Raw genomic sequence first — 23,565 nt, 5'->3', positions numbered from 1 at the left:
TTATACGTTTAACTCATTTAAATTTTATATGATCATGAAAAGACTTTTTTTTACCTCACTAATTCTATTTCTTTTGTTTAGTTTTAATTCTAATGCCACAAAATGGCGGGTCAATAATACGGTTGGTATTGATGCAGATTTTACCTCATTTAAGGAAGCACATGATGCCGCAACTCCGGGAGATACCTTAATGTTCGAAGGCTCAAATTTAGCCTATGGGGATAAAGATACTTTATATAAGAAGCTTGTAATAATTGGTCCTGGCTATTTTCTTGGTGAAAATGAAATTGGAAATGATAATATTCTTCCTGCTGAACTAGGTGTACTATACGTGGATTCTGCAGGTCGGGGATCTGTCATTATTGGGATGTCAATCGTAGGAGGTTTCGATGCACTGCAAGTGGATGCAAGTGACCTGATAATTGAAAGAAATCATATTAATGGTACAATTGCATTCTGTTATGAAAAAGCTGTTCAAAACTGTATTGTCTCAAAAAACTACCTGGCCAGTATTGACACTCGTTGGAGTTCAGAGACTTTATTTGCTACAGGTTTAATTATAACAAATAATATTGCCACAGGGTCAATTGGTTTCAATGCTAAAACAACTGCAACGATTACAAATAATTTGGCAGGTAATGACATCCTTGCAGTAAATTCAGTTATCAAAAATAATATATCAGGTTACCTGAACGTCAGGGATGGATCCACATATCAGTTTAATGTTGTAAGTCATGATGCTCCGGCAGGAACAGGTAATGTTGGAAATGTTGTATGGGATGATCTTTTTGTGACAGGTGATACATCTACTGACGGGAGATATGTGTTATCTGAAAATTCTGTAGCTAAAGAGGCTGGAGAAGGTAGTGTCGATTGTGGACCATTCGGAGGAGACGATCAGTATATTTTGTCCGGCTTGCCACCAATGCCGTTTATTTATAATGTTGAAATTCCTTCAACTGCAACCGGAAGTATGGTTGTAAAAATTAATGCCAGAAGTCAAAAATAAGCGCTATGAAAAAATTATGTTTGATTTTTCTGGTATTCCCGTTGTTGTGTTTCGGACAAACACTAACACAGGGAGAGTATTTTGTAGATAATGATCCGGGATACGGAAACGGCTACTTAATGAATTTTACGCCAACAGAGTCGCTGACACTGGCCTCAGAATTTTCACTTGAGACTATTTCTCCGGGGTTCCACACCTTGTATTACAGGTTAAAGGATGATGTGAATGGTTGGGGGCAAACTTTTTATCAGAATGTGTTTGTGTCATTACCTGTCCAGAATATTACACGCATGGAGTATTTTATCGATGCTGATCCCGGTTATGGAAACGGAATCAGTCTTTTTGAAGGTTCGGCTGATGTAGTTGATATCAATTCGGTTATTTCACTGGAAAATATTGAACCGGGCTATCACGTATTATTTTACCGCTCGCAGGATGAAGGATCATGGGGTGAGACATTCCGGCATCCATTTTATAAGACGTTGACTCCAAAACTAAATGCCGTTCTCTATTCTTTTGATGATGAAGAATCTTTATATCAGTTGAATCTTAATCCTGAATTGTGGGAGGTTGATGAAGATTTTGATATTGATATCAGTTCTCTTGGCAACGGAGATCATGTCATACATATTTGGGTTCAGAATACCGAAGGAACTTTAAGTGAGGTGTGGAGCGAGAATTTCTATGTTGGTCCATCCGCTATAAATGATCCGGAGAACATGAGACTGAAGGTTTATCCAAATCCTGCTTCAGAGGTAATCCGGTTTGATTCAGATGATGTTATCCAAAGTGTGGCTGTGTTGTCATTAAAAGGCAAGGTTTTGAAATCAGCCTCCGGTTCTGTAACAGAAATGAACATATCGGATTTGCCTGATGGTTTATATCTGATGTCTGTTAAAAGCAGTAAGGGAATAACGATTCGTGCGATGGTGATAAATCATTAGTATTAAAAATGATAAAGTTTAGTTTTGTTAATGATTTAATACAAAAAATCACATTTTTATTGTATTTGTGTTTGATCAATTAAAAATTGGTTATATTTGCGCAAACAAAAAATAGGAAAAATGAAATCCGGTTACTTTTTTAACTTTTATTTTTATTTCTACTTTAAAAAGGTGGTGGGATTTTGTATACATTGAACTGAACATATATAATAATACAGAATCCCGCTGAAAAGCGGGATTTTTTTTTGTAACAGTAAATACAAAATAAAAGATGGTAAAAACAAAACAGGTAGCCATTCAGGGAATTGCAGGAGCATTTCACGAAATTGCGGCAAAAGCTTATTTCGAAAACGACGATGTGGATATAATTCCCTGTATTACCTTTAAAGATGTGTTCAACACACTGAGAAAGGATGGTTCTGTTTACGGCATTATTGCGATAGAGAATACGCTGGCAGGCAGTTTGCTTCCAAACTACAATCTTCTAAGGGAATCAAACTTTAGTATTATTGGAGAATACAAACTCAGAATCAAACACAACCTTTGTGCATTGCCGGGGCAGAAAATTGAAGATATTCGTGAGGTTTATTCACACCCGATGGCATTAATGCAATGCGAGGACTATCTGGATCAGTATCCGGCTATGCGCCTGATTGAATCCGATGATACTGCTTTGAGTGCTAAGAATGTTCAATCAGATAAAATGTCAGGTGCGGCGGCAATCTGCAGTGATCTGGCGGCCCGTACTTACGGGTTGAATATTTTGGCCGAAAGCATTGAAACCAACAAGAAAAACTTCACCCGTTTTTTGATTATCGGTGACCCGTGGAACCTTTCCGCCGATTTCGCGTTAAAAGAAGTGGTAAACAAATCGTCGGTAGTATTTGCATTGCCGCATGAGGAAGGAAGTCTTTCTAAAGTGTTAACCATACTTTCGTTCTATGGCATTAACCTTACAAAAATTCAGAGCCTGCCGGTTTTAGGCCGTGAATGGGAATACATGTTTTATGTGGATCTGACTTTTAACGATTACATCCGTTATCAGCAATCACTGGAGGCCATTAAGCCGCTGACTAAAAACATGAAAATATTAGGAGAATATAAACAAGGAAAACAATCACACGATGATTTCACCAGCTGAAAGAATTAGTAACGTTAAGGAGTATTACTTTTCGGTAAAATTGAAGGAAATCGCAAAAATGCGGTCCGAAGGAACAGATATTCTTAATCTTGGCATTGGAAATCCTGATTTGCCACCTTCTGATGCAACGATTGAAACATTACACAAGGCTTCATCGAAAGATGGTGACCATGGTTACCAGAGTTATAACGGGATTCCCGAACTACGTAAAGCTTTTGCCGAATGGTATAAAAAATGGTATGGGGTTACGCTTGATCCGAACTCTGAAATTCTTCCATTAATAGGTAGTAAGGAAGGTATTACGCATATTTCGCTGGCTTTTTTAAATCCAGGCGATGAAGTGTTGGTGCCTGATCCGGGTTACCCTACATACAGTTCTGTGAGTGAATTGGTGGGTGCCAAAATAAGGACTTACGATCTGAAAGAGGAGAGGGGTTGGTTCCCTGATCTGGATCAGCTTGAAACGGAAGGTGTGGAGAAGGTAAAGATAATGTGGATCAATTACCCGAACATGCCAACGGGCACACCTGCTACAAAAAAGTTGTTTGAAGATATTGTGGCATTTGCAAAGTGTAATGATATTCTGGTAGTGAACGATAATCCTTACAGCTTTATCCTGAACGACAATCCCATGAGTATCATGGAGATTGATGGTGCCAGAGATGTGTGCATTGAGTTGAATTCCATGTCAAAGAGCCATAATATGGCGGGGTGGCGTGTTGGAATGGCTGCGGCTAATGCCACCTTGATCAGTTATATTATCAGGGTTAAAAGCAATGTGGATTCCGGAATGTATAAACCGTTACAGCTTGCAGCTGCCGAAGCCCTGAAAGCGCCAAAAGAATGGTACGATTCCAACAATTCGGCATACGAAGTGCGTAAAAAGCTGGCCTATGCCATTATGGATCGCCTGGAATGTACTTATGATGAAAAACAGACCGGAATGTTCATATGGGCAAAAATTCCGGATCACATAGAATGTGTCGCCGATTTTGCCGACTCAATCCTGATGAAAGCTCATGTATTTATTACACCGGGTTTCATCTTTGGAGAAAATGGGAAACGATATATCCGTATATCGTTATGTAGCTCTGAGACCATGCTGAAAGAGGCATTAAGAAGAATTGATAAAAATATGTAAACAGAAATAAAATGCTTGATTTAGAAAAATTCACGTTACCGGGTCTGAATACAGAAAGACCATTGGTTATTGCCGGCCCCTGCAGTGCTGAAACTGAAGATCAGGTTATGGCAACAGCAAAAGAACTGGCATCAAGAGGCGTTCAGATTTACCGTGCAGGCATCTGGAAACCGAGAACCCGTCCGAACATGTTTGAAGGCGTTGGCGAGAAAGGTTTGAAATGGCTGAAACATGTTAAGGAGGAAACCGGCATGTATGTTGCCACCGAAGTTGCTACAGCAAAACATGTATACGAAGCTTTAAAGCAGGGTATAGATGTACTTTGGGTTGGCGCAAGAACATCTGCAAACCCTTTTGCAGTGCAGGAAGTTGCTGATGCATTAAACGGAGTGGATATTCCTGTTCTGGTTAAAAATCCGGTAAATCCCGATGTGGAATTATGGATTGGTGCCCTGGAGCGCATTAATCAGGCGGGTATCAAACGGCTTGCCGCTATACATCGCGGATTCAGTTCGTATGATAAACGTATTTACAGGAATTTACCTCAATGGCATATTCCAATTGAATTGAGACGGAAAGTACGTGAATTGCCTATTATTTGCGATCCCAGTCATATTGGTGGGAAGCGTGATTTAATTGCTCCGATTTCTCAGCAGGCGATGGACCTGAACTTTGACGGGTTGATCATAGAAAGTCACATTTGTCCTGAAAAAGCGTTGAGTGATGCCGCTCAGCAGGTAACTCCGGAAGCACTATTCGAAATTCTTTCGACCCTTGTATTACGTGACGCAAAAAAAACCACTGAGGATTTATCCATTCTTCGTCGTAACATTGATGAGCTGGATGATCAGTTGTTGGAAGTACTTGCCAAACGCATGAGGATATCACGTGAAATAGGTCAGTTTAAGAAAGAGAATAATATGACTATTTTACAGACAGCACGCTACGATGAGATTTTACAGAAAAGAGTAGAACAGGGGAGTGAACTTGGACTGAGTAGCGATTTTATGATTAAACTTTTAAAAGGTGTTCACGAAGAATCCATTCGTCATCAGGTAGATGTAATGAATGCGAAAGACTGATTATGTGCGCTTAGAAGTTTAAAATATTAGATTTTAATAACTTGAAAATTTTAAACGGATGAAAATCCTTGTATTGGGTGCCGGTAAAATGGGCACATGGATTACCGATTGCCTCTGCTTTGATCATGAAGTGGCAATTTTTGATCCGGATCACAAAAAACTACGGTTTGTATTCAATACAATCCGTATGACTGATCCAAAGGAAATTGAAGCATTTAAACCGGAGCTGGTAATTAATGCGGTGACCTTAAAGTACACCATTGAGGCATTTGAAACTGTGATTCCATATTTGCCCGAAAACTGTATATTATCCGATATCGCATCGGTTAAAAACGGACTAAAGGATTATTATAAGAACAAAGGTTTCAGGTTTGTATCCACACACCCGATGTTCGGTCCTACTTTTGCCAATATTCAGGATCTTTCTACTCAGAATGCCGTAATTATTTCTGAATCAGACCATCTTGGAAAGGCTTTCTTTAAGGATTTTTACGGAAGTCTGCGACTAAAAATTTACGAATACACCTTTAAGGAGCATGATGAAATTACGGCATACTCCTTATCGATACCTTTTTCTTCAACGCTGGTGTTTGCCGCCTGCATGAAAAATATCGAGGCGCCGGGAACCACATTTAAAAAACATATGGCTATTGCTCAGGGATTGCTTTCAGAGGATGATTATCTGTTATCCGAAATTCTGTTCAATGAATATACCTATGAGCAGGTTGAAAATATACGGAAGGAACTCCGGTATCTTCTGGATATTATAAAGGATAAGGATTCTGAAAAGATGAAAGCCTTCCTGTCAAAGGTTCGGAATAATATCAATTATAAAAAAGAGACTGTCCAAAAAGACAAATAAAAATATTTTGAACTTATAAATTGTAAGCAATCTTTCTTTTACCCCTCCAAACCTCCCCTAAAGTGGGAGACTTTAAGTCCCCTTCAGGGGATTTAGGGGTGATTTTGTAAAAACTACTCACAATCCGTAAGTAAAGATAATCCTGATATTACTTTTGGGACAGCCTCTTTTTTATCAGAACAATTTCTTTGTTTCCTGTCTCTTCATAACAAAGGCTATGCGTGATGGTATATATAAACGGAGCCAGTGTTTCTTTTCCAGCCTGGATGGGGCCGAAGTATAATAAGTCATTTTATCATCAATCCTGTTGAAGCCACCAAATTCTGTCGAATCCGTATTCAGGATAATTTTGTAGCGTCCCGGATCAATCTGTATCCCATAGTCCGTAAAGGATTCGTTAGGATTAAAGTTGAAGACAAAAATCAGGTCCTTGCGTTGGAAAATAAGAATCTGGTCTTTTTCATTGCTGCTGTGTACACCTGTATAGGCATTTGCAAATTCATCTTCAGATGATAGCAGCTGAATCATGGCTTTATCAAATGAATTAAGGAATTTATACTTCAGATTCTCATTGTCCACAAGACTCCATTGCCTGCGGGCATATTTAAAGGACCAGTTATTTCCTTCCCGTGGAAAATCGATCCATTCGGGATGGCCGAACTCATTACCCATGAAATTCAGATAACCGCCATTGATTGTTGATGCAGTAATCAGCCTTATCATCTTATGCAGGGTTAAACCACGGTCCACGGTCAGGTTCTGATCAAAAACCTGCATATGCCAGTACATCTCTTTATCGATAAGGCGGAAAATAATGGTTTTGTCACCAACCAGGGCCTGGTCATGAGATTCAGCATAATTGATGGTTCGTTCTTCTGATCGGTGATTCGTCAGCTCATGAAAGATACCGCCAACATTCCAGTTTTCATCCTGCACTTCCTTAATAATTTTAATCCAGTAATCCGGTATTCCCATGGCCAGCCTGAAATCAAATCCGATTCCACCTTCGGCTGTTGTATAGGCCAAACCCGGCATACCGCTCATTTCCTCGGCTACAGTTATAGCTTCCGGTTTTAGTTCATGGATCAGTTCATTGGCAAGTGCCAGATACGTAATGGCGTCTTCATCCTGACCGCCATTGTAATAATCTGAATATGAGGTAAAAGCCTTTCCAAGTCCATGATCGTAATAGAGCATACTGGTTACGCCGTCGAACCGGAATCCATCGAAGCCAATGGTTTCAATCCAGTAGCGGCAGTTGGAAAGCAGGAAACGCATGGTGTCTTCTTTCCCGTAATCGAAACAGAGGGAATCCCATGCAGGGTGTTCTCTTCTGTTCACGTCTTCGTGAAAATAAAGTTTGCCAGATCCGTCCAGTTTGCCTATACCTTCATTTTCATTCTTTACGGCATGGCTGTGTACAATATCCATGATAACCAGGATCCCATTTTCGTGGCACGCATCAATGAGTCGCCTCAGCTCTTCTGGTGTGCCAAAACGGCTGGAAACGGCAAAAAAGTTACTGACGTGATACCCGAAAGAGCCATAATACGGATGCTCCTGAATAGCCATAAACTGTATCACGTTATATCCGAGATCAACAATACGCGGCAGCGTTTTTTCCCTGAATTCATTAAATGACCCGACCCGTTCCATTTCTGTAGCCATTCCAATGTGGCACTCGTATATAAATGGCGATTTCCCGTTAAGAGAAGGTTGGGGTGCTGTGAATTCAAACCGGTCCTCAGGTTGCCATACCTGCGCGCTGAATATATATGTGTTTTCATCCTGAACCACACGCTTTGCAAAAGCAGGCAGACGTTCAGCCTGTCCGCCTTCCCAGTTGACAAGCATTTTATACAAATCACCGTGGTTGAGTTTATCCTTTTCAAGTATGATTTCCCAGATACCGTTTCCAACGCCATTCATCTGGTACTCGGGTAATGCCTTCCAGTCATTAAACGTACCAATCAGGTAGATCCCTGTAGCATTAGGGGCATATTCCCTGAATACCCATCCATCGTTCATTGGATGTAAACCCAACAGATTATGCCAGGCTGCACAATTCTGAAGACTGCCGTATTTGTGTATCAGCTCTAGTCGTTTGGATATAACCCGTTCGTGGCGTCCTACAATGGTATCTGTAAACGGTTCAAGCCACGGATCGAGTTTTAATAAGCCTGGTAAATGCATAATGCTGTTATTTTTTATAAAAATAGTGAGATTTTTTTACTTTAGTTTATACATCCTGAAAAGATTTATGGATTATATGTGATCAAAAATCATATTGATCTGTTTACATTTATTTAGATTTTATACATATTAAAATCCCGTTTCATAGGTCAATTTTTTTTATTTTTGTGTGAATCAATAAAACTGTAAAAAAATGAGTAAAGCACTGGTTAAAACCGACTATAATTTCCCCGGACAGAAGAGTGTCTATCATGGAAAAGTCAGAGACGTATATGATATCAATGGTGAATACCTGGTAATGATCGTTTCAGACAGAATTTCAGCATTTGATGTGGTATTGCCCAAGGGTATACCTTTTAAGGGACAGGTTTTAAATCAGATAGCAGAACGTTTCCTTGATGCAACTCAGGATATCGTTCCAAACTGGAAAATTGCTTCTCCCGATCCATCTGTAACTGTAGGTCATCGATGCGACCCGTTTAAGGTTGAGATGGTCATTAGGGGCTATCTTACAGGACATGCCTGGCGTGAATACCGGTCAGGAAAACGTACACTTTGTGGTGTCCCTTTACCTGAGGGAATGGTTGAGAACCAAAAATTCCCGGAACCAATTGTTACGCCAACCACCAAGGCTGATGAAGGACATGATGAAGATATCAGCCGGGAGGAAATTTTGGCACAGGGACTTGTTTCAGAGGCAGATTATAATTTGCTGGAGAAATATACTAAGGCATTATTTCAGAGAGGGACAGAGCTTGCTGCTGAAAAAGGATTGATCCTGGTAGATACCAAATATGAATTTGGTAAAAAAGATGATACGATTTACCTGATTGATGAGATTCATACACCGGATTCATCCCGTTACTTCTATGCTGAAGGCTATGAAGACCGTTTGAAGAATGGTGAGAAACAAAAGCAGCTTTCTAAAGAGTTTGTGCGTCAATGGCTTATCGAAAACGGATTTCAGGGGCAGGAAGGTCAGAAGGTACCGGAAATGAGCGAGGAATTCGTGAACCAGGTTTCAGATCGTTACATTGAACTTTACGAGCATATTGTTGGTGAGAAATTCAAAAAAGCGGAAGTGGAGGACGTGGCTGCGCGTATTGAAAAGAATGTGACCGATTTTATCAAAGGAATGTGATCTCCTGGATATAAGAATCAAGACATAAGATTGATAGCACGGAATACGGTTCGTGCTATTTTTTTCTGTGATTTGGAAAGGAAGGAGAAAGCCATATTAAATCCTTTAGGATACACCAATAAATCTGCGAAACTTAGCGTAAACATCTGCGGAAATCCGCGAGAAATATTAAAAAACACAATTATTTTCCTAATACATTTTTTGTAGAAATTGTGGCAACAAAGTTTTTCAGGTAAAACGGTTCAAAATAAGCCACATTTTCAAACTGTTTTTCGTTGAAAGCCTTTTCTGCAAGCACAGCAAGATATTTTGCCATTGGATGAATACCATCCACAAACTGCATATTAGGTAGTGACAGAACATTCATACACTTTTCAGCTCCATTCCCAAAAAAATATACTTCATTGTCCCGATACTCCAAAAGTGATTCCGAATCTATTACTTCTGCAACAGTTGGTTTGATCCGGTTCAGGGCTGCATCAAAAACAGCATAATAAACTTCCATTCTGCGGGCGTCAATCATTGGGCAAAACAAAGGATTTCCTGATATCGTGGTTTCGGTAATTAATCCCTGAGTTAGTACGGTATGCGTATCAATTGCTATTAATGGAATATTGTATCCGTAGCACAAACCTTTTGCCAGCGAAACGCCAATTCGTAAGCCGGTATAGGATCCGGGACCACTGCAAACAGCAACAGCATCAGGCTTCAATCCAGCCTTTTCAGCTTCACTTAGTACTTCATCAACATAAACACCGGTTTTTACAGCATGCGACCGATCTTCAAAACTTTCACGATTGAAAATTACATTTCCATCTTTGCTGAATGCTACTGAACCAACCTCTGTAGAAGTATCAATTGAAAGAATATTTGCCATGTTATTCTGTTACTGAACCTTTTTTTATAGGTAACGCGTAAGATAAATATATGTTTGCTGCCACATTCACATTATTGCTGTATTTTCCAAACCCGGGAACCAGATATGGTGTTACGTCCCTGGAAGATGTTTTAATCATTCTTTTGCCTCTGACAGTCCATCCCAGAAAAAGATTTTTTGCAATCTCCGTTTTTACGCCTACCGTGAGTTCTCCCCAAACCGAATGAAAATTCTGGTCAGGAAAGTTAAATGTTACATCTGTCCCCGTGTTATTGAGAATGATATTGTCGGCACTTTGTGTGAAATTTGCATAGGCTATCCGTATTCCCATAAAGAACATGTCACGGTCATCTTTATCAGCATATTGCAAAAAGTTGTTGTCCACTCCAAATCGAAAGAAGAGACCATTAGTATTCAGATTATAGTTGGTCTGATTCAGAGATACAAATTCATGGCCAAGTTCAAATACAGGAAAGTAGCGTCCTTTTACTTCGGTGTCAATGCTGGCTTCCATTCCGCCACGTGCTATACCATCTATATATGGATAAACATACCGGGTTGGATCAAAGCTTATTCTAAGATATCTTGTTCTGCCTTCTGGAACAACATATTTCGGGCGCTCATTTTGTTGCTCTTCTTCCTTTCCTTTTTCGTCACCTGTCCCTGAATTCATTATTTCCTGAGAAAACAGCTGAAAAGAAAATAAAATAAATAACGAAAGGCTAATATGTAATTTTAATATTCTCAATTTCAATATCTGTTGTTACGGCTTTGTTTAACCAGTAAAGTGAATCAATTTTCTGAGCCGTATATTTTACACTATCCAGCTTAAATTCCGGCACGAAACCGCAGGCTTCATCCAGAAAATCCAGTTTCATGGAATGATAAAAAACAATTACATCTGTGGCTGTATCAATGGAGTCGCCGGCTACAAATAAAAATGCGGTTGTATCTGAAGAAAGCGACAACGGCAGTGTTTTAATATAGCTCGATGCAGAACCGGAGTAATACAGTGTGTCTTCCGGGTTTTCTACCGGTGCAATGTAAATGGTGTTGACTATGCTGGTTGAATTTTTTTGCAAGGCATAATTTACACCTGCTACCGTACTGTGGTTGCATTCGTCGGTTTTATTACACGACAGCAGCAGGGCAATAATCCCGGCAACAAAAAATATGTGTGTCTTTTTTTTCAACATCAGGTGTAAAGATAGAAATTCACGTTTCAGGCGCACCAATTATTTTAACTTTTTGTCCTTCAAATTCAACGATGTCTCCATCCCTGAGTTTGGCCCGTTTACGGTATTCAGTCTCACCATTAAGCATTACCTCTCCTTCTTCGACAACAATTTTAGCATGACCACCGGTTTGAACCCACTGCATTACCTTAAGCAACTTTATCAGTTCTATGTACTCGGTTTTTAACTGAAATGTAAGCATGTGCAGAATTTTGATTTGCAAAGATAGTGGTTCTGTCCTTTAGTTTAAATCAGAATTTTGTTAATCCTTTATAATTAATATAATATTCTCCATCCACTACAGGCAGTGCCATTTCTTCATCGTTTTCCCCGTTAGCATTGGCAATGCCAACACTGGCAAAGTACATATTTGCTTTGTGTTTAACTGCCAGTTCCTGAACCTGGGCGGCAACATGAGGTGGAATAACACCCATATGTGGATATCTGGCTGTTCGAACCACAATCAGGGCTTTGTTTCCGTCAATTTCTGCCAGAATCTGAGGATTAATATCCATTTCTTTTCTGACGTTTAAAACTTTATGTCCTTTATCCACCAGATCTTTATAAACTACCTTTATCCCCAGAAAATGGAGTTCTTCTTCATTCATTCTTTTTTCGCTCATGCCGGCTTATTTTTTCTACCGGAAAATGCTCCTTTTTCCAGTTTCTGATTCCTTTTTTTAAATTGTAAATATTTGTAAATCCTTCTTTTGCCATCAGTTTTGTAGCCTGATTTGATCTGAAACCAACCTCGCAGTAAACAAATACAGGTTCTTCCTTATCCAGTGTGTCCATCGCATTGTACAGGTCCTGTTTCGTGGCTGCATGAACCGATCCGGACAGCTTATATTTTTTGTAATGTCCCATATCACGCACATCAATAATTACCGGATCTGCCACCTCCTGTAGTTTGGCATAATATGTATCAGGCAAAAGGGTTGTTATGGCTTTTGTAGTATCTGCCGCCTCTTCCTGCGCATGACATAACGGAGCAATGACAAACAATAAAAGGATTGATATTTTTAAAAATTTCATGGTCTGCAAATATATAAGATTTGTAAATAAATGCTTAAACGAAAAGCATTTCCGACATAATATGGTCAGAAATGAAAATGCCGCTTTTATTCAGTCTGATAACTTGATTATCAACGCTCAAATTCCCTGATTGAATAAATTTTTGGGCATTTTTAACAAAATAGTCCCGTTTTTGCGTCCCGAATTGTTGCTCTAACTCTTCAAGGCTGCATCCTTTCATCGTTCTCATGCGGGTGATCACAAAATCATTATACCGTGTATCTTCATCCAGATGTTCCAATTCAAAAAACGGATCACCATTATTAATCGCCGTTACATATCCCGCATTATCAGCTATATTCCATTGCCTCACCTTTCCATTATACGAATGGGCAGACGGCCCGATTCCCCAATAGATGCTTCCATTCCAGTATGATGAATTGTGTTGGGATTCCCAACCGGGTATGGCAAAGTTGCTTATTTCATACTGATCCAGTCCTGCTTCACTGGTTCTTTCAATTAAATGAGAGAACATCTCCAGAACAGACTCGTCAGCCATGGGGTGCATCCTGTTGTTTTGAACCAGGTTATAAAATAAGGTTCCTTTTTCGTACATCAGGCTATAGGAAGACAGGTGTTTCACAGGTAGCTTCAGGGCATGATTCAGTGTATTAGTCCAGCTGTCCATAGTTTGACCCGGTATGCCGTAAATAAGGTCGATAGTAAGATTTTCGAAGCCTGTTTTGTACGCATTTTCAATTGCAGTAACTGCCTGCTGTGCGTTGTGCCTCCGGTTCATAAATTTCAGTTCGTCGTCGTTCAGCGATTGTACTCCCATGCTGAAGCGGTTAACCGGCAAGGTTTTCAAGAACTTTAGTTTTTCAGGTGTCAGATCATCAGGATTGGCTTCCATGGTTACCTCTGCTTCTGTATCGACTTTCAGTTCGGAATAGATGGTATCAAAAATAGTTATAAGATACTCGTCCGAAAGCAGGGACGGGGTTCCACCACCAAAATAAATGGTTTTCAATGTTTCCCCCTTAAGAAATTGTTTGTTGTTTTTTATTTCCGTAATAATAGCAGAAGTGATTGGTTTCATCAGGTTCAGACCGGTGGATGTATGAAAGTCACAATACCCACACCGGGTCTTACAAAACGGAATATGAATGTACAGTCCTGCCATTGGTGATAAAATGTGCGTGAAATTAATTACTATGCATGAAAGATGAAAAGAATGGAGGTTAAAATATGGCAATAAAAAAGGGCTAACCTCTCGATTAGCCCCAAGTCAAAAAGACCTCAATTTACCCCACTATTACTCACTTGCAATTATTGCAGGACTCTCCAACCTGCAATGCTTTAAATATTATTTAGCTTTTTCAGCTTTTTTTTCTTCTTTGGATTCTTCTTTTTTCTTGTCACAACTTTTTTCTTTGTCGCAACACTTCTTTTCACATGCTTTTTTGTCAGCACTTTCTTTTTTCTCTTTCTTGTCTTTTTCAGGTGCCTGAACAACTACGATTTCATCCCCGTTTAGTACAGTTGCAGCTGCATTTGCCGGAACCATAAGCATCATCGAAAGAACGAATGCGGCTAAAAATTTAATGCTGTTTTTCATGTTTTGTTTTTACTTTTTTGATTATGTCTATTGCAAATATAAAACATTTATTTAGACTTAGTCAATATAATTTGCAATTTATTTTGTTAAAATTTTTGAAGCAAATATAATTCTATATATGATACGTAATAAGTAGGATATAAAAAACACATAATAAGTAGGTTATATTTTATTGTGAGAGAATATGATTTTACATTCTATAACGAATAAAATATTTTGGTATTGGTTTTGTTGTAGTTAGAATAAGTTTGAAATACGTTTTTTTTGAATAGGATTGTTTTAATAGTATTATATCTTTTATTCTAAAGTTAAACAGGAAAATTAAGAATATGAGAAATCCGTTACAGGATATAAAAGTTAAGCTTTTTTTGGGTTATCTGATTCTTGTAATTATTACAGGTTTAACAGGGTGGCTTGTATATTCAGAACTTGTACGGTCGGATAAGGAAAATGTGGAATTAAGTCCTGCAAATGAAAAAATTATCTACATAAACGGAATACTTTCCAATTTGTATACAGCCGAAGGACTTGAAAGGAATCTCTTACAAACGGGTGATTACAAATATTATTCAGGCTACCTGGAATTAATGGACAGTGTTAAAACACAAATTGATTCATTAAATACGTTAATGTTCAGTGCGTTACAAAAGATTCATGCCGACACAATTTTGAGCCTTCTGGAGAATAAAAAGAAAAATATCCAGGAACTTAAATACCTCAAGGAGAATTATTCGGCTAATGCACTTTATGAAAAAACGCTGAAAGATCTGGAAGTCAACAGAGACTCCATCATTAATTATTTTACCATCAATCAGCGACAAACAACAAAGTACGATACAACCTATGTGAAGCAGGAAAGACCTAAATTTTTTAATCGCTTATTTGGTCTTTTTAGTGATCCGACTCCAAAGGATTCATCTTTGCAGGTTAAAATAAGCAAATATATTCAGAGAGATAGTCTGTATAATGATATGAATCCTGCTGATTCTGTGGCTGCATTACTTAATTCCATTGCAAAGGAAATCAAGAGTAGAAGCACGAATGCAGAAAAGCAGATAAGCCTTAAGGAAAAGGAAATTCTGGAAAGTGACAATACGATTACGCTGCAGCTTAAGGAGATTTTATCTGTGATTGAGAATGAAGAGTTAATGCGTTCATTTACTAAAGTATACGAACAGCAGGAGCATAATGGAATGATCACGCGCTATATTGTTATTCTTGGAATGTTGTCGTTGTTTACGATATTGTTTTTTTCAATCAATATACTGCGCGATGTATCTAAAAGTCAGCATTACAGACAAAGTCTTGAAACGGCTAAAAATGAAACTGAAAAGGTTTTGAAAAGTAAAGAACAGTTTATGCTGAGTTTAACGCATGATCTTAAATCTCCCCTGAATGCCATTTCAGGTTTCACAAGCCTTATTGCAGGAGAGAAACCAAATCCAAAAGTTAAACGGTATATTACAAATATTGATCAATCCTCGAAACATATTTTAAAACTGGTAAACAGTCTCCTTGATCTGGCCCGTTTGCAGCAGGGAAAACTGAACATGAATCCGGTTCCGGTTAATTTAAACTTACTGATCGAAGAGGTTACAGAAAATTACCGGCCCGGTGCATCCAATAAAAACGTTGCTTTTACAGTACACAATAATATTCTTCCGGATCAAAATTATATAGGTGACCCGGTTAGATTAACCCAAATTTTAGTGAACCTGATATCCAATGCTATAAAGTTCACCAATGTGGGTTCGGTCGAAATAAATGTGGAGCAAGATAAACTGGATGAATCATTTGATACGATAACACTGGATGTAATCGACACGGGAGTTGGGATGGACAAAGATGAATTGCTGCACATTTTTGATGAGTTTACGAGAGGGAAAGCTAATAAGGCGGCGTTCGAGGGAACCGGATTGGGCCTTGCAATTACTAAAAAGCTTGTGGACCTGTTAAAAGGCGAAATTGATATAACAAGTTCACCGGGGAAGGGCAGTCATTTTAAGGTAAGCTTTCCTCTTGAAAGAACAGATCAGGCTCCTGAATACAGTAAAAAAGTTAAGTTAGATTCGGAATCTGGCTATAAGCAGGATATTAGTGGAATACGGATCTGGGTTGTTGATGATGATGAAATTATGCTCGAAATGTTGAAAGCTGTCCTTAAAGCAAAACATGCAAGCGTAAAAACTTTTAATGATCCGGTTCAGGCAGCTGATGCGTTTGAGACCGGTGCAACAGATCTTTTAATAACAGATATCCAGATGCCTGGTTTGGATGGCCCGGAATTACTGAAAATGATCGAGCAAAAGTCCGGAGGTAAATTCCCCGCAGTAGCCATGTCGGGAAAGGACGAGTCTGAGAATAAAAAGATAGTGGAACGGTTTCTGGCCTTTATTCAGAAACCTTTTGACCCCGATGGTTTATTGCAGATAATTTATCAAAACCTGGATAAAATAAAAAAGGACGAGACGCGCCTTAAGACGGAAATCGAATATTCTCTGGATAAGATAAAAAGCTTTGTTGGAGAGGATAAAGATAGCTTGCGGGAATTACTGACTTCCTTCGTTTCTGCAAGTAAAGAACACATAACATTCCTGGAGTCATATGCTGCAGAAAGAAATTTTGTAAAAATAGGGGAGGTAGCTCATAAAATGCTGAATTTCCTGAGGCAGATGGAAATAACGGAATTAATTCAGATTTTCAGTTCACTTGAAAATTATGAAAAACTTAAGTTGTCAGAACAAGAAATATTAGAACTCACGTTTGAAGGAATCCGTAAGATGAATCTCCTGCTTCAATCGATCCGGGAAAATGAAGGCATCTGAATTTGGTATTGCCAGAGTCTTGTTTTCAGGGTTCAATATTGTAAAGCTTAAGTTTATTATAAAGCGTTTTTCTATCTATTTTAAGTAATCTTGCGGCCTGACTTTTATTATTCCCGGCTGCATCCAACGCTTTCAGTATCAGTTCTTTTTCATTCTGACTGTTGTACAATGAAAATGCTGATTCACTGTCAGGTTTTTGATACAATTCATCGGGGATATCTACCCTGGTTATTATACCTCCCTCCGTTAGCAAAGTGGTTCTTTTTACTACATTCAGCATTTCCCGGAGATTTCCCGGCCAGTCATAATTCATGAAAATATCCCTGACCTCATCATCAAAACCACTTACATTACGGTTTAAAAATGCATTGGCCTGATCCAGAAAATGATTGGCAAAAGTCATTATATCAGCCTGTCGTTCCCTCAAGGCCGGAACTTCGATCATGAATTCGTTCAGGCGGTGAAATAAATCTTCCCTGAAATCTCCTTTTTCGCAGACTTCACGTAAATCTTCGTTTGTCGCGGCAACAATGCGCACATCAATTTTAATTTCCTTTGTGCTTCCCACGGGCTTTATAACACGTTCCTGTATCGTTCTAAGCAACTGAACCTGCGAATTATACGAGAGGTTACCAATTTCATCCAGAAATAAAGTTCCTCCATTGGCAGCCTCAAATTGTCCGACCTTATCCGTCACTGCTCCGGTAAACGAACCTTTAATATGTCCAAAAAATTCACTGGCCACAAGTTCTTTCGGAATGGCACCGCAATCCACGGCTATAAAAGGCTTCCCTTTTCGTTCACTCAGGTTATGAACTGTTCTCGCCACTAATTCCTTACCGGTTCCGCTCTCCCCAATTATCAGGACTGACATAGGTGTGGGAGCCACTAGTTCAATGTATCGTTTCAAACGTTTGGATGCAGGACTTGTACCTTCAATAAATTCTTTGTCGGGTTTATGATTTTCAGGCTTACTTACCTTATCGTGCTTTACAGTTTCGAGGGCTTCAGCTATTAGTTTCAGTACTTCATCAGGCAAAAATGGTTTTGGAATGTAATTGAAAGCTCCTTCCTTAATGGATTGAATGGCAGTATTATAGTTGGCATAGCTCGTCATCATGATAATCTGCGTTTTGGGAGAGGTGCTTTTTATGAGTTTGATGACTTCCATTCCGCTTATGTCCGGCAAACGAAGATCCGTGAGAACAACATCAAAGAAAGTTTTTGTAATAAGCTGTTTAAGATCTGAGGGTGAAAAAACGGAGGTGACTTTATGTTTATGCTTTTCAAGGTAGGTTTTGAGCATTAAACAAAACGTAACATCATCATCAATTATCAAAATATTTGCCATATAGTATCGGTCATAAAGAATGCACCAATTTAGGAATATTGGTTCAGAAGAACAATATGTATTTATAGTTGTACACTATTTAACAAAAAAACCTCTGCCGGAGGGCTCCGGTCAGAGGTCATGGATACCTGTTATCCTGATGATAATTAAGATGATTTGGGTACTTTTTATGAAGTTTACTCTTCTGTTGGGTTTGATTGTTCTTCTTCAGAACTATCCGAATTCAAATCTTCTTTCTTAAAAACTGTCCCTTCTTTATCAAAATAAAGGGCCCATTTTGCATCTTCCTTACTTACATCAACTTTGTAATTTCCGTCACTTCCCAGATAATATTTATCTATGGTGAAGTTTGAAAATTTTTCGCTTAATGCCGTTGTTATAACTTCAGGAACATCATCTTTAGTAATTTCCTGATAGGTTATTTCATCCGGTGCGGTAGCTACAGGATTTTCATCAATCATTGCGTTGCTTATAGTTGGTACTGATAATCCAAGGGTTAACACAGCTGCTGTTAAAATCATTAATTTTTTCATAACTCAAATTTTTAATTAGTAATTGTTATTCTTTGATCAGGTATATGAAAAGCATGTGCCATAAATTAGTGTTCAGGTTCTTGCAGAGATTAAATTGTAATAAATCAATGGATTAAAAATTATTTGATGAAGTCTTTATGGCATACAGAAAAAACCAATCAGTTGTAGATTCATCATGATCCTGTAGATAATTTCTACAGGAAGCAGCTTAAAAATTCCGGATCAGAAAAATAGGAGTGAAACGGCTATTCCGGTAAAGACGACTGCAGAAATGATGTTCATGTAGCGTGAAAATCCCTTATGTTTTCGAAGCATTTCACCAAATGCTCCTGCAAAATAACCGGCTGCACCGAACACAAATACTACCTGAACTGCAAAAATCAGTCCTAACACAATAAATTGAAGCATAACCCTGCCATTATCAGGATCAACAAAACGTGGAAGGAAAGCAATAAAGAACAGGGCAACCTTGGGATTCATAATATTCATAAGGAATCCACGCCAGAACAGATTCTCTTTTTTCCCATTTGCTGCGGATATATTCAGGGTATCGTTTCGGTGTCTGATACTTTGAAAGGCCAGGTAGAGCAGGTATAATGCGCCGGCAATTTTCAGAATCCAGAATGCAAGCGGCGAAGTTTTAAATAAAACCGACAATCCTAATGCCGCTGCTGTTGTATGAACCAGGTTCCCGCTCGCAAGGCCTATGGCCGTTGTAGCGCCTGCTTTTTTACCGTTCGACAATCCCTGGGTAATGGTAAATATAATATCAGGACCAGGAGCCAGTGTTATAAGAACTGAAGATCCTAAAAAGAAGAGCAGGGAAGCGAGGTCGAACATCAGATCAGTTTTTTAATGCATTTGGTTTCAATTCTTCTGCGACCCACTTGTAACGGGGTTCAAAGTCAAGAATCTCATCAAAAATACGAATTGCATCAGAATTATCACCTTTTTTAAGCAGGGCTGTCCCGTAATTTGTTTTAGCCATAAGGTAATACCAGCTGTTTTTCAGGTTCAGAGTATCTTTTTCCAAAATAAGGATAGCTTTGGCATATGCCTTTAAAGCCAAAGGTTTATCTCCTCCGGAAAAAGCAGGTGCATAGTATTTGCCGTTGGCATATTCCATCAGGACATACGGATTATTTTCATCCAGTACCATCGCTTCTTTGATATACGAAAAACTGCGTGGACCAAGAAAAGGCGCTTTGTAGGGAGCAATACCAATTTTGAACCCTGTAAAAGCCGATTTGTAGGCCCAGTACCGGGCAATTTTATCATTTCGGTTCATTAAAAGGTCCAGATTTTTTTCAGCAACTTCCAGAATCTGTTCGGCTTTATCATCCTGCTCTGCACCAATCAGATAACCAATTAAGCCATACTGAATCTCAACAATGTTTTCAAGTAATGTGTAAGAAGGCTGGGCTTTATATTGTTTTTCCATAGTACTTAAAACAAGCTCCCATTTTGTCATATCGCCTGAAATGTAAGCGTTGTAAATCTCAGCTTTGAAATTTTGGGATTTCAGAAACGACGTAAAATATAAAAGCAGGAATATGGCAGTTATCTGTTTCATCTTAGTTTATCAAGTGTTTCCTTGTATACTCTTAAAGCCCTTTCACGGGCTACCTTATGTTCCACAATTGGCTGAACCATATATGTATCATCACCTAACCACTGTTCAATATATTTCCCGTCAGGATCAAATTTTTTCGTTTGCGATTCAGGGTTAAAGATTCTGAAATAGGGCGCTGCATCACATCCTGTTCCTGCCGCCCACTGCCATCCACCATTATTGCTCGAAAGTTCGTAGTCTGTCAGCTTTTCTGCAAAAAAAGCTTCTCCCCATCGCCAGTCAATTAAAAGATGTTTAGTCAGGAAGCTGGCAACAATCATCCTGGCCCGGTTGTGCATATAGCCAGTACGGTTTATCTGGTTCATAGCAGCATCTACGATGGGATAACCTGTTTTTCCGTTACGCCACGCTTCGAATTCTTTTTCATTGTTACGCCACGGAATATGGTTGTATACCGGCTTAAAGGCGCCGTCAACCACATACGGGAAATGCCATAAAATCATCATATAAAACTCACGCCATATAAGTTCATTCAGATATGTTTTATTTAATCGCAGAGCAGTCCCGGCAAGTTCACGGATGCTTATGGTTCCGAAGCGGAGATGAACTGAAACCCGCGATGTTCCGTCCTGCGCAGGAAAATCACGCGTTTTATCATAACCACCTATAATATCTTCATCAATATGAGCTGGCAGAACCAAATGATCAGTCTCTTCAAAACCAATATCATGCAAAGACGGCAGAGGTGTTGGTTCAATTTTTAAAAATGAATCCGTATGGTCTTCGCAAGGGAAAGATTCCAGGTTTGTATCTGTCAGATTTGATAACCACTTTTTACTGTAAGGTGTGAAAACAGTATAGGGGGCATCGTCATCTTTTACCACCTCCTGTTTTTCAAAAATTACCTGATCTTTAAACGAGAAAACTTCAGCTCCGTTATTCTTTGCAAGTTCTTTTACATCCTTGTCTCGCTGAATGGCATCCGGTTCGTAATCGCGGTTGAACCAAACTGATCTGATGTTATATTCCCTGAACAGCTCCCTGTAAATTTCAACCGGTTTCCCGTGTTTTACAAGCAGATCCGAGCCGGCCTTGTTCAGTTTTGCCTTGAGTTCAGTTATTTTTTCATGAATAAACGCTACACGTCGGTCGGATCTGTTATCAAGTTTTTCCAGAATATCAGTATCAAAAATAAACAGTGGCATTACCGGTAAGCCAGACCTGAGAGCTTTAAAGAGGCCATGGTTGTCGTGTAAACGCAAATCTCTGCGAAACCAGAATATCGCAATATTTTGTTGTTGTGTCATCAGATTTTAATGTTTCTCCCTTTCCATGAATAATCTTGACGGAGCCTGAATATCAGAGCCCGGATCACGACTATGATAAACATAAGCTGGCGGGGAATGATCAGAAGCCATGCTTTTAATATGCTTTCCCGTGACATTCTTCCAACTACAGCTTTGTAAACCAGAACTCCAATGAGGTACATCGACAAAAACCTGAAATCAGGCATCATCAACATGACAACAAGTCCAAATGTTGTAACCAGTGCGTGGAACACGGTAAACGGAATGCTGTTGCCAAAAAAACGGATGACATTTTTGGCAAATCCGTTGATGGCTCCTGTTCCGTTATTGTACATACGGCAGGCAATATCTTCTCCACCCAATAAGGTAATGCAGGGAATATTAAACTTTTTAAACAGCTGCATAATGGCTATGTCTTCCACAGGCTGATCTTTTTTCCACCAGTGTGGCTGGTGTTCCATGTAAACCAATCGTTCAAACAACATAAACTGGCCGTTTGCACCACTAAAAACAGGGCGTCTGCTTTTCCTGACAAAAGCAAGGGGGAGCAGTGTTAACAGTATATCGTACATCAAAGAAACTGTTAACTGCTCACCGATGGATTTTTTAATCTGATGTGGGAAAATGGATAACAAGCCTGCTTTTTTGTGCTGTAAATAGCCGACAGCGCTGGAGGCCAGATAAGCTTCAGGACGTACATCGGCATCTATAAACATTAAATAATCTCCATTGGAGGCTTTGGCAAGCTGATAGCACGCATGATTTTTTCCCAGCCATCCTTCAGTTAGTTTTTGTCCTTTTATCAGTTTTATCCTGTTGTCAGCTTTTAAAAAACCGGTAACTATTTCTGCTGTCCTGTCATCGCTTTGATCATCATACACCAGAATTTCCATGCTTCTGTATGTTTGTAAAGTTAAAAGTTTCAGTAGCGAACCAATGTTGTCTTCTTCATTTCGTGCAGGTATCAGAATGGAAATCAGCGGTTCATTTTCGGGAACAAGGCGAATAAGGTAGGGTTGTACGGCAAAATTATACAGTACAACCACGTTGCGGATCAACAGATAGAATAATATGATTACAGCTACAGCAATCATACATTATATAGTTTTAGTTGGTTTTTGCATTCTGCCAAAAAGCTGCTGTAAGCATCTTCCATCGCACGAATATCAGAAAACGATTTTGCTTCAATGCTTTTGTAAAAGGAGAATAAGGTTGGCTTTTTATGTGAAAAATACTCTGTCAGGTTGACCACGAACATCAACTGAAGATAATCCGGTGACCGTTCAATGATGCGCATAATTCCTTTTTCAAAATGCAATTTGTTCTGGTTTTGTGGTCTGATCTCTCCTTCCGGGAAAAAGAAGAGGATATTTTCCGGGTCATGCATCAGTTTGGAACAGTACTCCAACATTGTAATGATATCCCTGCTGTTTTTCGTAATCCCTGCAGCTCCAAGTTTATTCAGAAACATACGCGGTTTAAGCTGCTCATCCAACATCAGAATATGAAATTTTTTCTGCAGCTTTTTACGGTTTAATTCCAACATCCAGAATCCGTCCCACCAGCTAAAATGATTTCCAATAACGAGTGTGGGCGCACTTTGTCTGCTATATCCGCAATCCAGATATTTGACCTGATGGAAGTTTTTTTTTAGAATGCGGTTAAGATACCACTTAAAAAATTGTTCATATTGTTTATGATGACGGGCTTCTATCATGG

Annotated in this window: 24 protein-coding genes; 8 read left to right on the top strand and 16 right to left on the bottom strand. The window is 39.1% G+C overall.

The window, feature by feature from the left end:
- The first annotated feature begins 34 nt into the window (after positions 1 to 34).
- The 6 genes from ACE1ET_RS19080 to ACE1ET_RS19055 all read left to right on the top strand — a co-directional run bounded on the left by ACE1ET_RS19080 (position 35) and on the right by ACE1ET_RS19055 (position 6,179).
- Positions 35 to 1,009, top strand: coding sequence for a hypothetical protein (locus ACE1ET_RS19080; protein WP_375730025.1), 975 nt, complete (start codon positions 35 to 37; stop codon positions 1,007 to 1,009).
- 5 nt (positions 1,010 to 1,014) lie between these two features.
- Positions 1,015 to 1,953: a T9SS type A sorting domain-containing protein gene (locus ACE1ET_RS19075; protein ID WP_375730024.1), complete on the top strand. Its 939-nt coding sequence runs from the start codon at positions 1,015 to 1,017 to the stop codon at positions 1,951 to 1,953.
- Positions 1,954 to 2,224: 271 nt separating this feature from the next.
- On the top strand, positions 2,225 to 3,094 hold the full coding sequence (locus ACE1ET_RS19070) for a prephenate dehydratase (RefSeq protein ID WP_375730023.1): 870 nt from the start codon (positions 2,225 to 2,227) through the stop codon (positions 3,092 to 3,094).
- Positions 3,078 to 4,235, top strand: a complete 1,158-nt coding sequence (locus tag ACE1ET_RS19065; protein ID WP_375730022.1) for a pyridoxal phosphate-dependent aminotransferase — start codon at positions 3,078 to 3,080, stop codon at positions 4,233 to 4,235. The genes ACE1ET_RS19070 and ACE1ET_RS19065 overlap by 17 nt, the downstream gene beginning before the upstream one ends.
- A gap of 11 nt (positions 4,236 to 4,246) precedes the next feature.
- Positions 4,247 to 5,317 (top strand): bifunctional 3-deoxy-7-phosphoheptulonate synthase/chorismate mutase type II, encoded by a 1,071-nt coding sequence (locus ACE1ET_RS19060; protein ID WP_375730021.1) that lies wholly within the window; start codon positions 4,247 to 4,249, stop codon positions 5,315 to 5,317.
- Positions 5,318 to 5,375: 58 nt separating this feature from the next.
- On the top strand, positions 5,376 to 6,179 hold the full coding sequence (locus ACE1ET_RS19055; RefSeq protein WP_375730020.1) for a prephenate dehydrogenase/arogenate dehydrogenase family protein: 804 nt from the start codon (positions 5,376 to 5,378) through the stop codon (positions 6,177 to 6,179).
- Positions 6,180 to 6,353: 174 nt separating this feature from the next.
- Here ACE1ET_RS19055 and ACE1ET_RS19050 read toward each other — a convergent pair whose 3' ends face one another.
- Positions 6,354 to 8,372: an alpha amylase C-terminal domain-containing protein gene (locus ACE1ET_RS19050; RefSeq protein ID WP_375730019.1), complete on the bottom strand. Its 2,019-nt coding sequence runs from the start codon at positions 8,370 to 8,372 to the stop codon at positions 6,354 to 6,356.
- A 193-nt stretch (positions 8,373 to 8,565) separates the two neighbouring features.
- Between ACE1ET_RS19050 and ACE1ET_RS19045 the strand changes: the two genes are divergently transcribed.
- A complete protein-coding gene (locus tag ACE1ET_RS19045; RefSeq protein WP_375730018.1) occupies positions 8,566 to 9,513 on the top strand; it encodes a phosphoribosylaminoimidazolesuccinocarboxamide synthase in 948 nt (315 codons plus the stop codon).
- Positions 9,514 to 9,694: 181 nt separating this feature from the next.
- On the opposite strand, the gene tsaB is transcribed toward ACE1ET_RS19045, so the two are convergent.
- The 8 genes from tsaB to ACE1ET_RS19005 form a co-directional block, all read right to left on the bottom strand.
- Positions 9,695 to 10,390 carry a tRNA (adenosine(37)-N6)-threonylcarbamoyltransferase complex dimerization subunit type 1 TsaB gene (gene tsaB, locus ACE1ET_RS19040; RefSeq protein WP_375730017.1) on the bottom strand — a complete coding sequence of 232 codons (696 nt, stop codon included), beginning with the start codon at positions 10,388 to 10,390 and terminating at the stop codon, positions 9,695 to 9,697.
- Position 10,391: 1 nt separating this feature from the next.
- Complete coding sequence (locus ACE1ET_RS19035) at positions 10,392 to 11,138, bottom strand: DUF6048 family protein (RefSeq protein ID WP_375730016.1); 747 nt, start codon at positions 11,136 to 11,138, stop codon at positions 10,392 to 10,394.
- Positions 11,113 to 11,586, bottom strand: a complete 474-nt coding sequence (locus tag ACE1ET_RS19030; RefSeq protein WP_375730015.1) for a DUF6452 family protein — start codon at positions 11,584 to 11,586, stop codon at positions 11,113 to 11,115. Before ACE1ET_RS19030 ends, ACE1ET_RS19035 begins: the two co-directional genes overlap by 26 nt.
- A gap of 19 nt (positions 11,587 to 11,605) precedes the next feature.
- Positions 11,606 to 11,827 (bottom strand): RNA-binding S4 domain-containing protein, encoded by a 222-nt coding sequence (locus tag ACE1ET_RS19025; RefSeq protein ID WP_375730014.1) that lies wholly within the window; start codon positions 11,825 to 11,827, stop codon positions 11,606 to 11,608.
- A 49-nt stretch (positions 11,828 to 11,876) separates the two neighbouring features.
- Positions 11,877 to 12,248, bottom strand: a complete 372-nt coding sequence (locus ACE1ET_RS19020) for a hypothetical protein (protein ID WP_375730013.1) — start codon at positions 12,246 to 12,248, stop codon at positions 11,877 to 11,879.
- The gene (locus tag ACE1ET_RS19015; RefSeq protein ID WP_375730012.1) at positions 12,226 to 12,660 is read right to left on the bottom strand and encodes a rhodanese-like domain-containing protein; all 435 of its coding nucleotides are present in this window, start codon (positions 12,658 to 12,660) and stop codon (positions 12,226 to 12,228) included. The genes ACE1ET_RS19020 and ACE1ET_RS19015 overlap by 23 nt, the downstream gene beginning before the upstream one ends.
- A 34-nt stretch (positions 12,661 to 12,694) precedes the next feature.
- Complete coding sequence (hemW, locus tag ACE1ET_RS19010) at positions 12,695 to 13,822, bottom strand: radical SAM family heme chaperone HemW (RefSeq protein ID WP_375730011.1); 1,128 nt, start codon at positions 13,820 to 13,822, stop codon at positions 12,695 to 12,697.
- A 183-nt stretch (positions 13,823 to 14,005) separates the two neighbouring features.
- A complete protein-coding gene (locus ACE1ET_RS19005; RefSeq protein WP_375730010.1) occupies positions 14,006 to 14,257 on the bottom strand; it encodes a hypothetical protein in 252 nt (83 codons plus the stop codon).
- 329 nt (positions 14,258 to 14,586) lie between these two features.
- On the opposite strand from ACE1ET_RS19005, the gene ACE1ET_RS19000 reads away from it, so the two are divergent.
- Complete coding sequence (locus ACE1ET_RS19000) at positions 14,587 to 17,082, top strand: hybrid sensor histidine kinase/response regulator (protein ID WP_375730009.1); 2,496 nt, start codon at positions 14,587 to 14,589, stop codon at positions 17,080 to 17,082.
- 25 nt (positions 17,083 to 17,107) lie between these two features.
- On the opposite strand, the gene ACE1ET_RS18995 is transcribed toward ACE1ET_RS19000, so the two are convergent.
- The 7 genes from ACE1ET_RS18995 to ACE1ET_RS18965 form a co-directional block, all read right to left on the bottom strand.
- Positions 17,108 to 18,433, bottom strand: coding sequence for a sigma-54-dependent transcriptional regulator (locus ACE1ET_RS18995; RefSeq protein WP_375730008.1), 1,326 nt, complete (start codon positions 18,431 to 18,433; stop codon positions 17,108 to 17,110).
- 176 nt (positions 18,434 to 18,609) lie between these two features.
- The gene (locus ACE1ET_RS18990) at positions 18,610 to 18,966 is read right to left on the bottom strand and encodes a hypothetical protein (protein ID WP_375730007.1); all 357 of its coding nucleotides are present in this window, start codon (positions 18,964 to 18,966) and stop codon (positions 18,610 to 18,612) included.
- Positions 18,967 to 19,188: 222 nt separating this feature from the next.
- Positions 19,189 to 19,806, bottom strand: coding sequence for a LysE family translocator (locus ACE1ET_RS18985; RefSeq protein WP_375730006.1), 618 nt, complete (start codon positions 19,804 to 19,806; stop codon positions 19,189 to 19,191).
- Positions 19,807 to 19,810: 4 nt separating this feature from the next.
- The gene (locus tag ACE1ET_RS18980; RefSeq protein ID WP_375730005.1) at positions 19,811 to 20,539 is read right to left on the bottom strand and encodes a tetratricopeptide repeat protein; all 729 of its coding nucleotides are present in this window, start codon (positions 20,537 to 20,539) and stop codon (positions 19,811 to 19,813) included.
- On the bottom strand, positions 20,536 to 21,846 hold the full coding sequence (locus ACE1ET_RS18975; protein WP_375730004.1) for a cryptochrome/photolyase family protein: 1,311 nt from the start codon (positions 21,844 to 21,846) through the stop codon (positions 20,536 to 20,538). The genes ACE1ET_RS18980 and ACE1ET_RS18975 overlap by 4 nt, the downstream gene beginning before the upstream one ends.
- Entirely contained in the window at positions 21,846 to 22,940 is a 1,095-nt protein-coding gene (locus ACE1ET_RS18970; RefSeq protein WP_375730003.1) for a glycosyltransferase family 2 protein, read from the bottom strand. The genes ACE1ET_RS18975 and ACE1ET_RS18970 overlap by 1 nt, the downstream gene beginning before the upstream one ends.
- Entirely contained in the window at positions 22,937 to 23,563 is a 627-nt protein-coding gene (locus ACE1ET_RS18965; protein WP_375730002.1) for a 1-acyl-sn-glycerol-3-phosphate acyltransferase, read from the bottom strand. Before ACE1ET_RS18965 ends, ACE1ET_RS18970 begins: the two co-directional genes overlap by 4 nt.
- Positions 23,564 to 23,565: the final 2 nt, after the last annotated feature.

This window comes from Quyinboa mangrovi (genome assembly GCF_042219825.1).
GTDB lineage: Bacteria > Bacteroidota > Bacteroidia > Bacteroidales > UBA5342 > JBHJHP01.
Note: the sequence above shows the minus strand (reverse complement) of the source record. Positions and strands in the feature narration are given on the sequence as shown.

Bases quoted from the DNA above. Each gene is read 5' to 3' on its own strand.
- ACE1ET_RS19055 (WP_375730020.1), top strand. From the start codon at position 5,376: ATGAAAATCCTTGTATTGGGTGCCGGTAAAATGGGCACATGGATTACC.
- ACE1ET_RS19030 (WP_375730015.1), bottom strand. From the start codon at position 11,586: ATGTTGAAAAAAAAGACACACATATTTTTTGTTGCCGGGATTATTGCC.
- ACE1ET_RS19045 (WP_375730018.1), top strand. From the start codon at position 8,566: ATGAGTAAAGCACTGGTTAAAACCGACTATAATTTCCCCGGACAGAAG.
- ACE1ET_RS19060 (WP_375730021.1), top strand. From the start codon at position 4,247: ATGCTTGATTTAGAAAAATTCACGTTACCGGGTCTGAATACAGAAAGA.
- ACE1ET_RS18990 (WP_375730007.1), bottom strand. From the start codon at position 18,966: ATGAAAAAATTAATGATTTTAACAGCAGCTGTGTTAACCCTTGGATTA.
- ACE1ET_RS19075 (WP_375730024.1), top strand. From the start codon at position 1,015: ATGAAAAAATTATGTTTGATTTTTCTGGTATTCCCGTTGTTGTGTTTC.
- ACE1ET_RS18980 (WP_375730005.1), bottom strand. From the start codon at position 20,539: ATGAAACAGATAACTGCCATATTCCTGCTTTTATATTTTACGTCGTTT.
- ACE1ET_RS19070 (WP_375730023.1), top strand. From the start codon at position 2,225: ATGGTAAAAACAAAACAGGTAGCCATTCAGGGAATTGCAGGAGCATTT.
- ACE1ET_RS19020 (WP_375730013.1), bottom strand. From the start codon at position 12,248: ATGAGCGAAAAAAGAATGAATGAAGAAGAACTCCATTTTCTGGGGATA.
- ACE1ET_RS19065 (WP_375730022.1), top strand. From the start codon at position 3,078: ATGATTTCACCAGCTGAAAGAATTAGTAACGTTAAGGAGTATTACTTT.
- ACE1ET_RS19080 (WP_375730025.1), top strand. From the start codon at position 35: ATGAAAAGACTTTTTTTTACCTCACTAATTCTATTTCTTTTGTTTAGT.
- ACE1ET_RS18975 (WP_375730004.1), bottom strand. From the start codon at position 21,846: ATGACACAACAACAAAATATTGCGATATTCTGGTTTCGCAGAGATTTG.
- ACE1ET_RS19050 (WP_375730019.1), bottom strand. From the start codon at position 8,372: ATGCATTTACCAGGCTTATTAAAACTCGATCCGTGGCTTGAACCGTTT.
- tsaB (WP_375730017.1), bottom strand. From the start codon at position 10,390: ATGGCAAATATTCTTTCAATTGATACTTCTACAGAGGTTGGTTCAGTA.
- ACE1ET_RS19000 (WP_375730009.1), top strand. From the start codon at position 14,587: ATGAGAAATCCGTTACAGGATATAAAAGTTAAGCTTTTTTTGGGTTAT.
- hemW (WP_375730011.1), bottom strand. From the start codon at position 13,822: ATGGCAGGACTGTACATTCATATTCCGTTTTGTAAGACCCGGTGTGGG.
- ACE1ET_RS19025 (WP_375730014.1), bottom strand. From the start codon at position 11,827: ATGCTTACATTTCAGTTAAAAACCGAGTACATAGAACTGATAAAGTTG.
- ACE1ET_RS18970 (WP_375730003.1), bottom strand. From the start codon at position 22,940: ATGATTGCTGTAGCTGTAATCATATTATTCTATCTGTTGATCCGCAAC.
- ACE1ET_RS18985 (WP_375730006.1), bottom strand. From the start codon at position 19,806: ATGTTCGACCTCGCTTCCCTGCTCTTCTTTTTAGGATCTTCAGTTCTT.
- ACE1ET_RS19015 (WP_375730012.1), bottom strand. From the start codon at position 12,660: ATGAAATTTTTAAAAATATCAATCCTTTTATTGTTTGTCATTGCTCCG.
- ACE1ET_RS18965 (WP_375730002.1), bottom strand. From the start codon at position 23,563: ATGATAGAAGCCCGTCATCATAAACAATATGAACAATTTTTTAAGTGG.
- ACE1ET_RS19005 (WP_375730010.1), bottom strand. From the start codon at position 14,257: ATGAAAAACAGCATTAAATTTTTAGCCGCATTCGTTCTTTCGATGATG.
- ACE1ET_RS18995 (WP_375730008.1), bottom strand. From the start codon at position 18,433: ATGGCAAATATTTTGATAATTGATGATGATGTTACGTTTTGTTTAATG.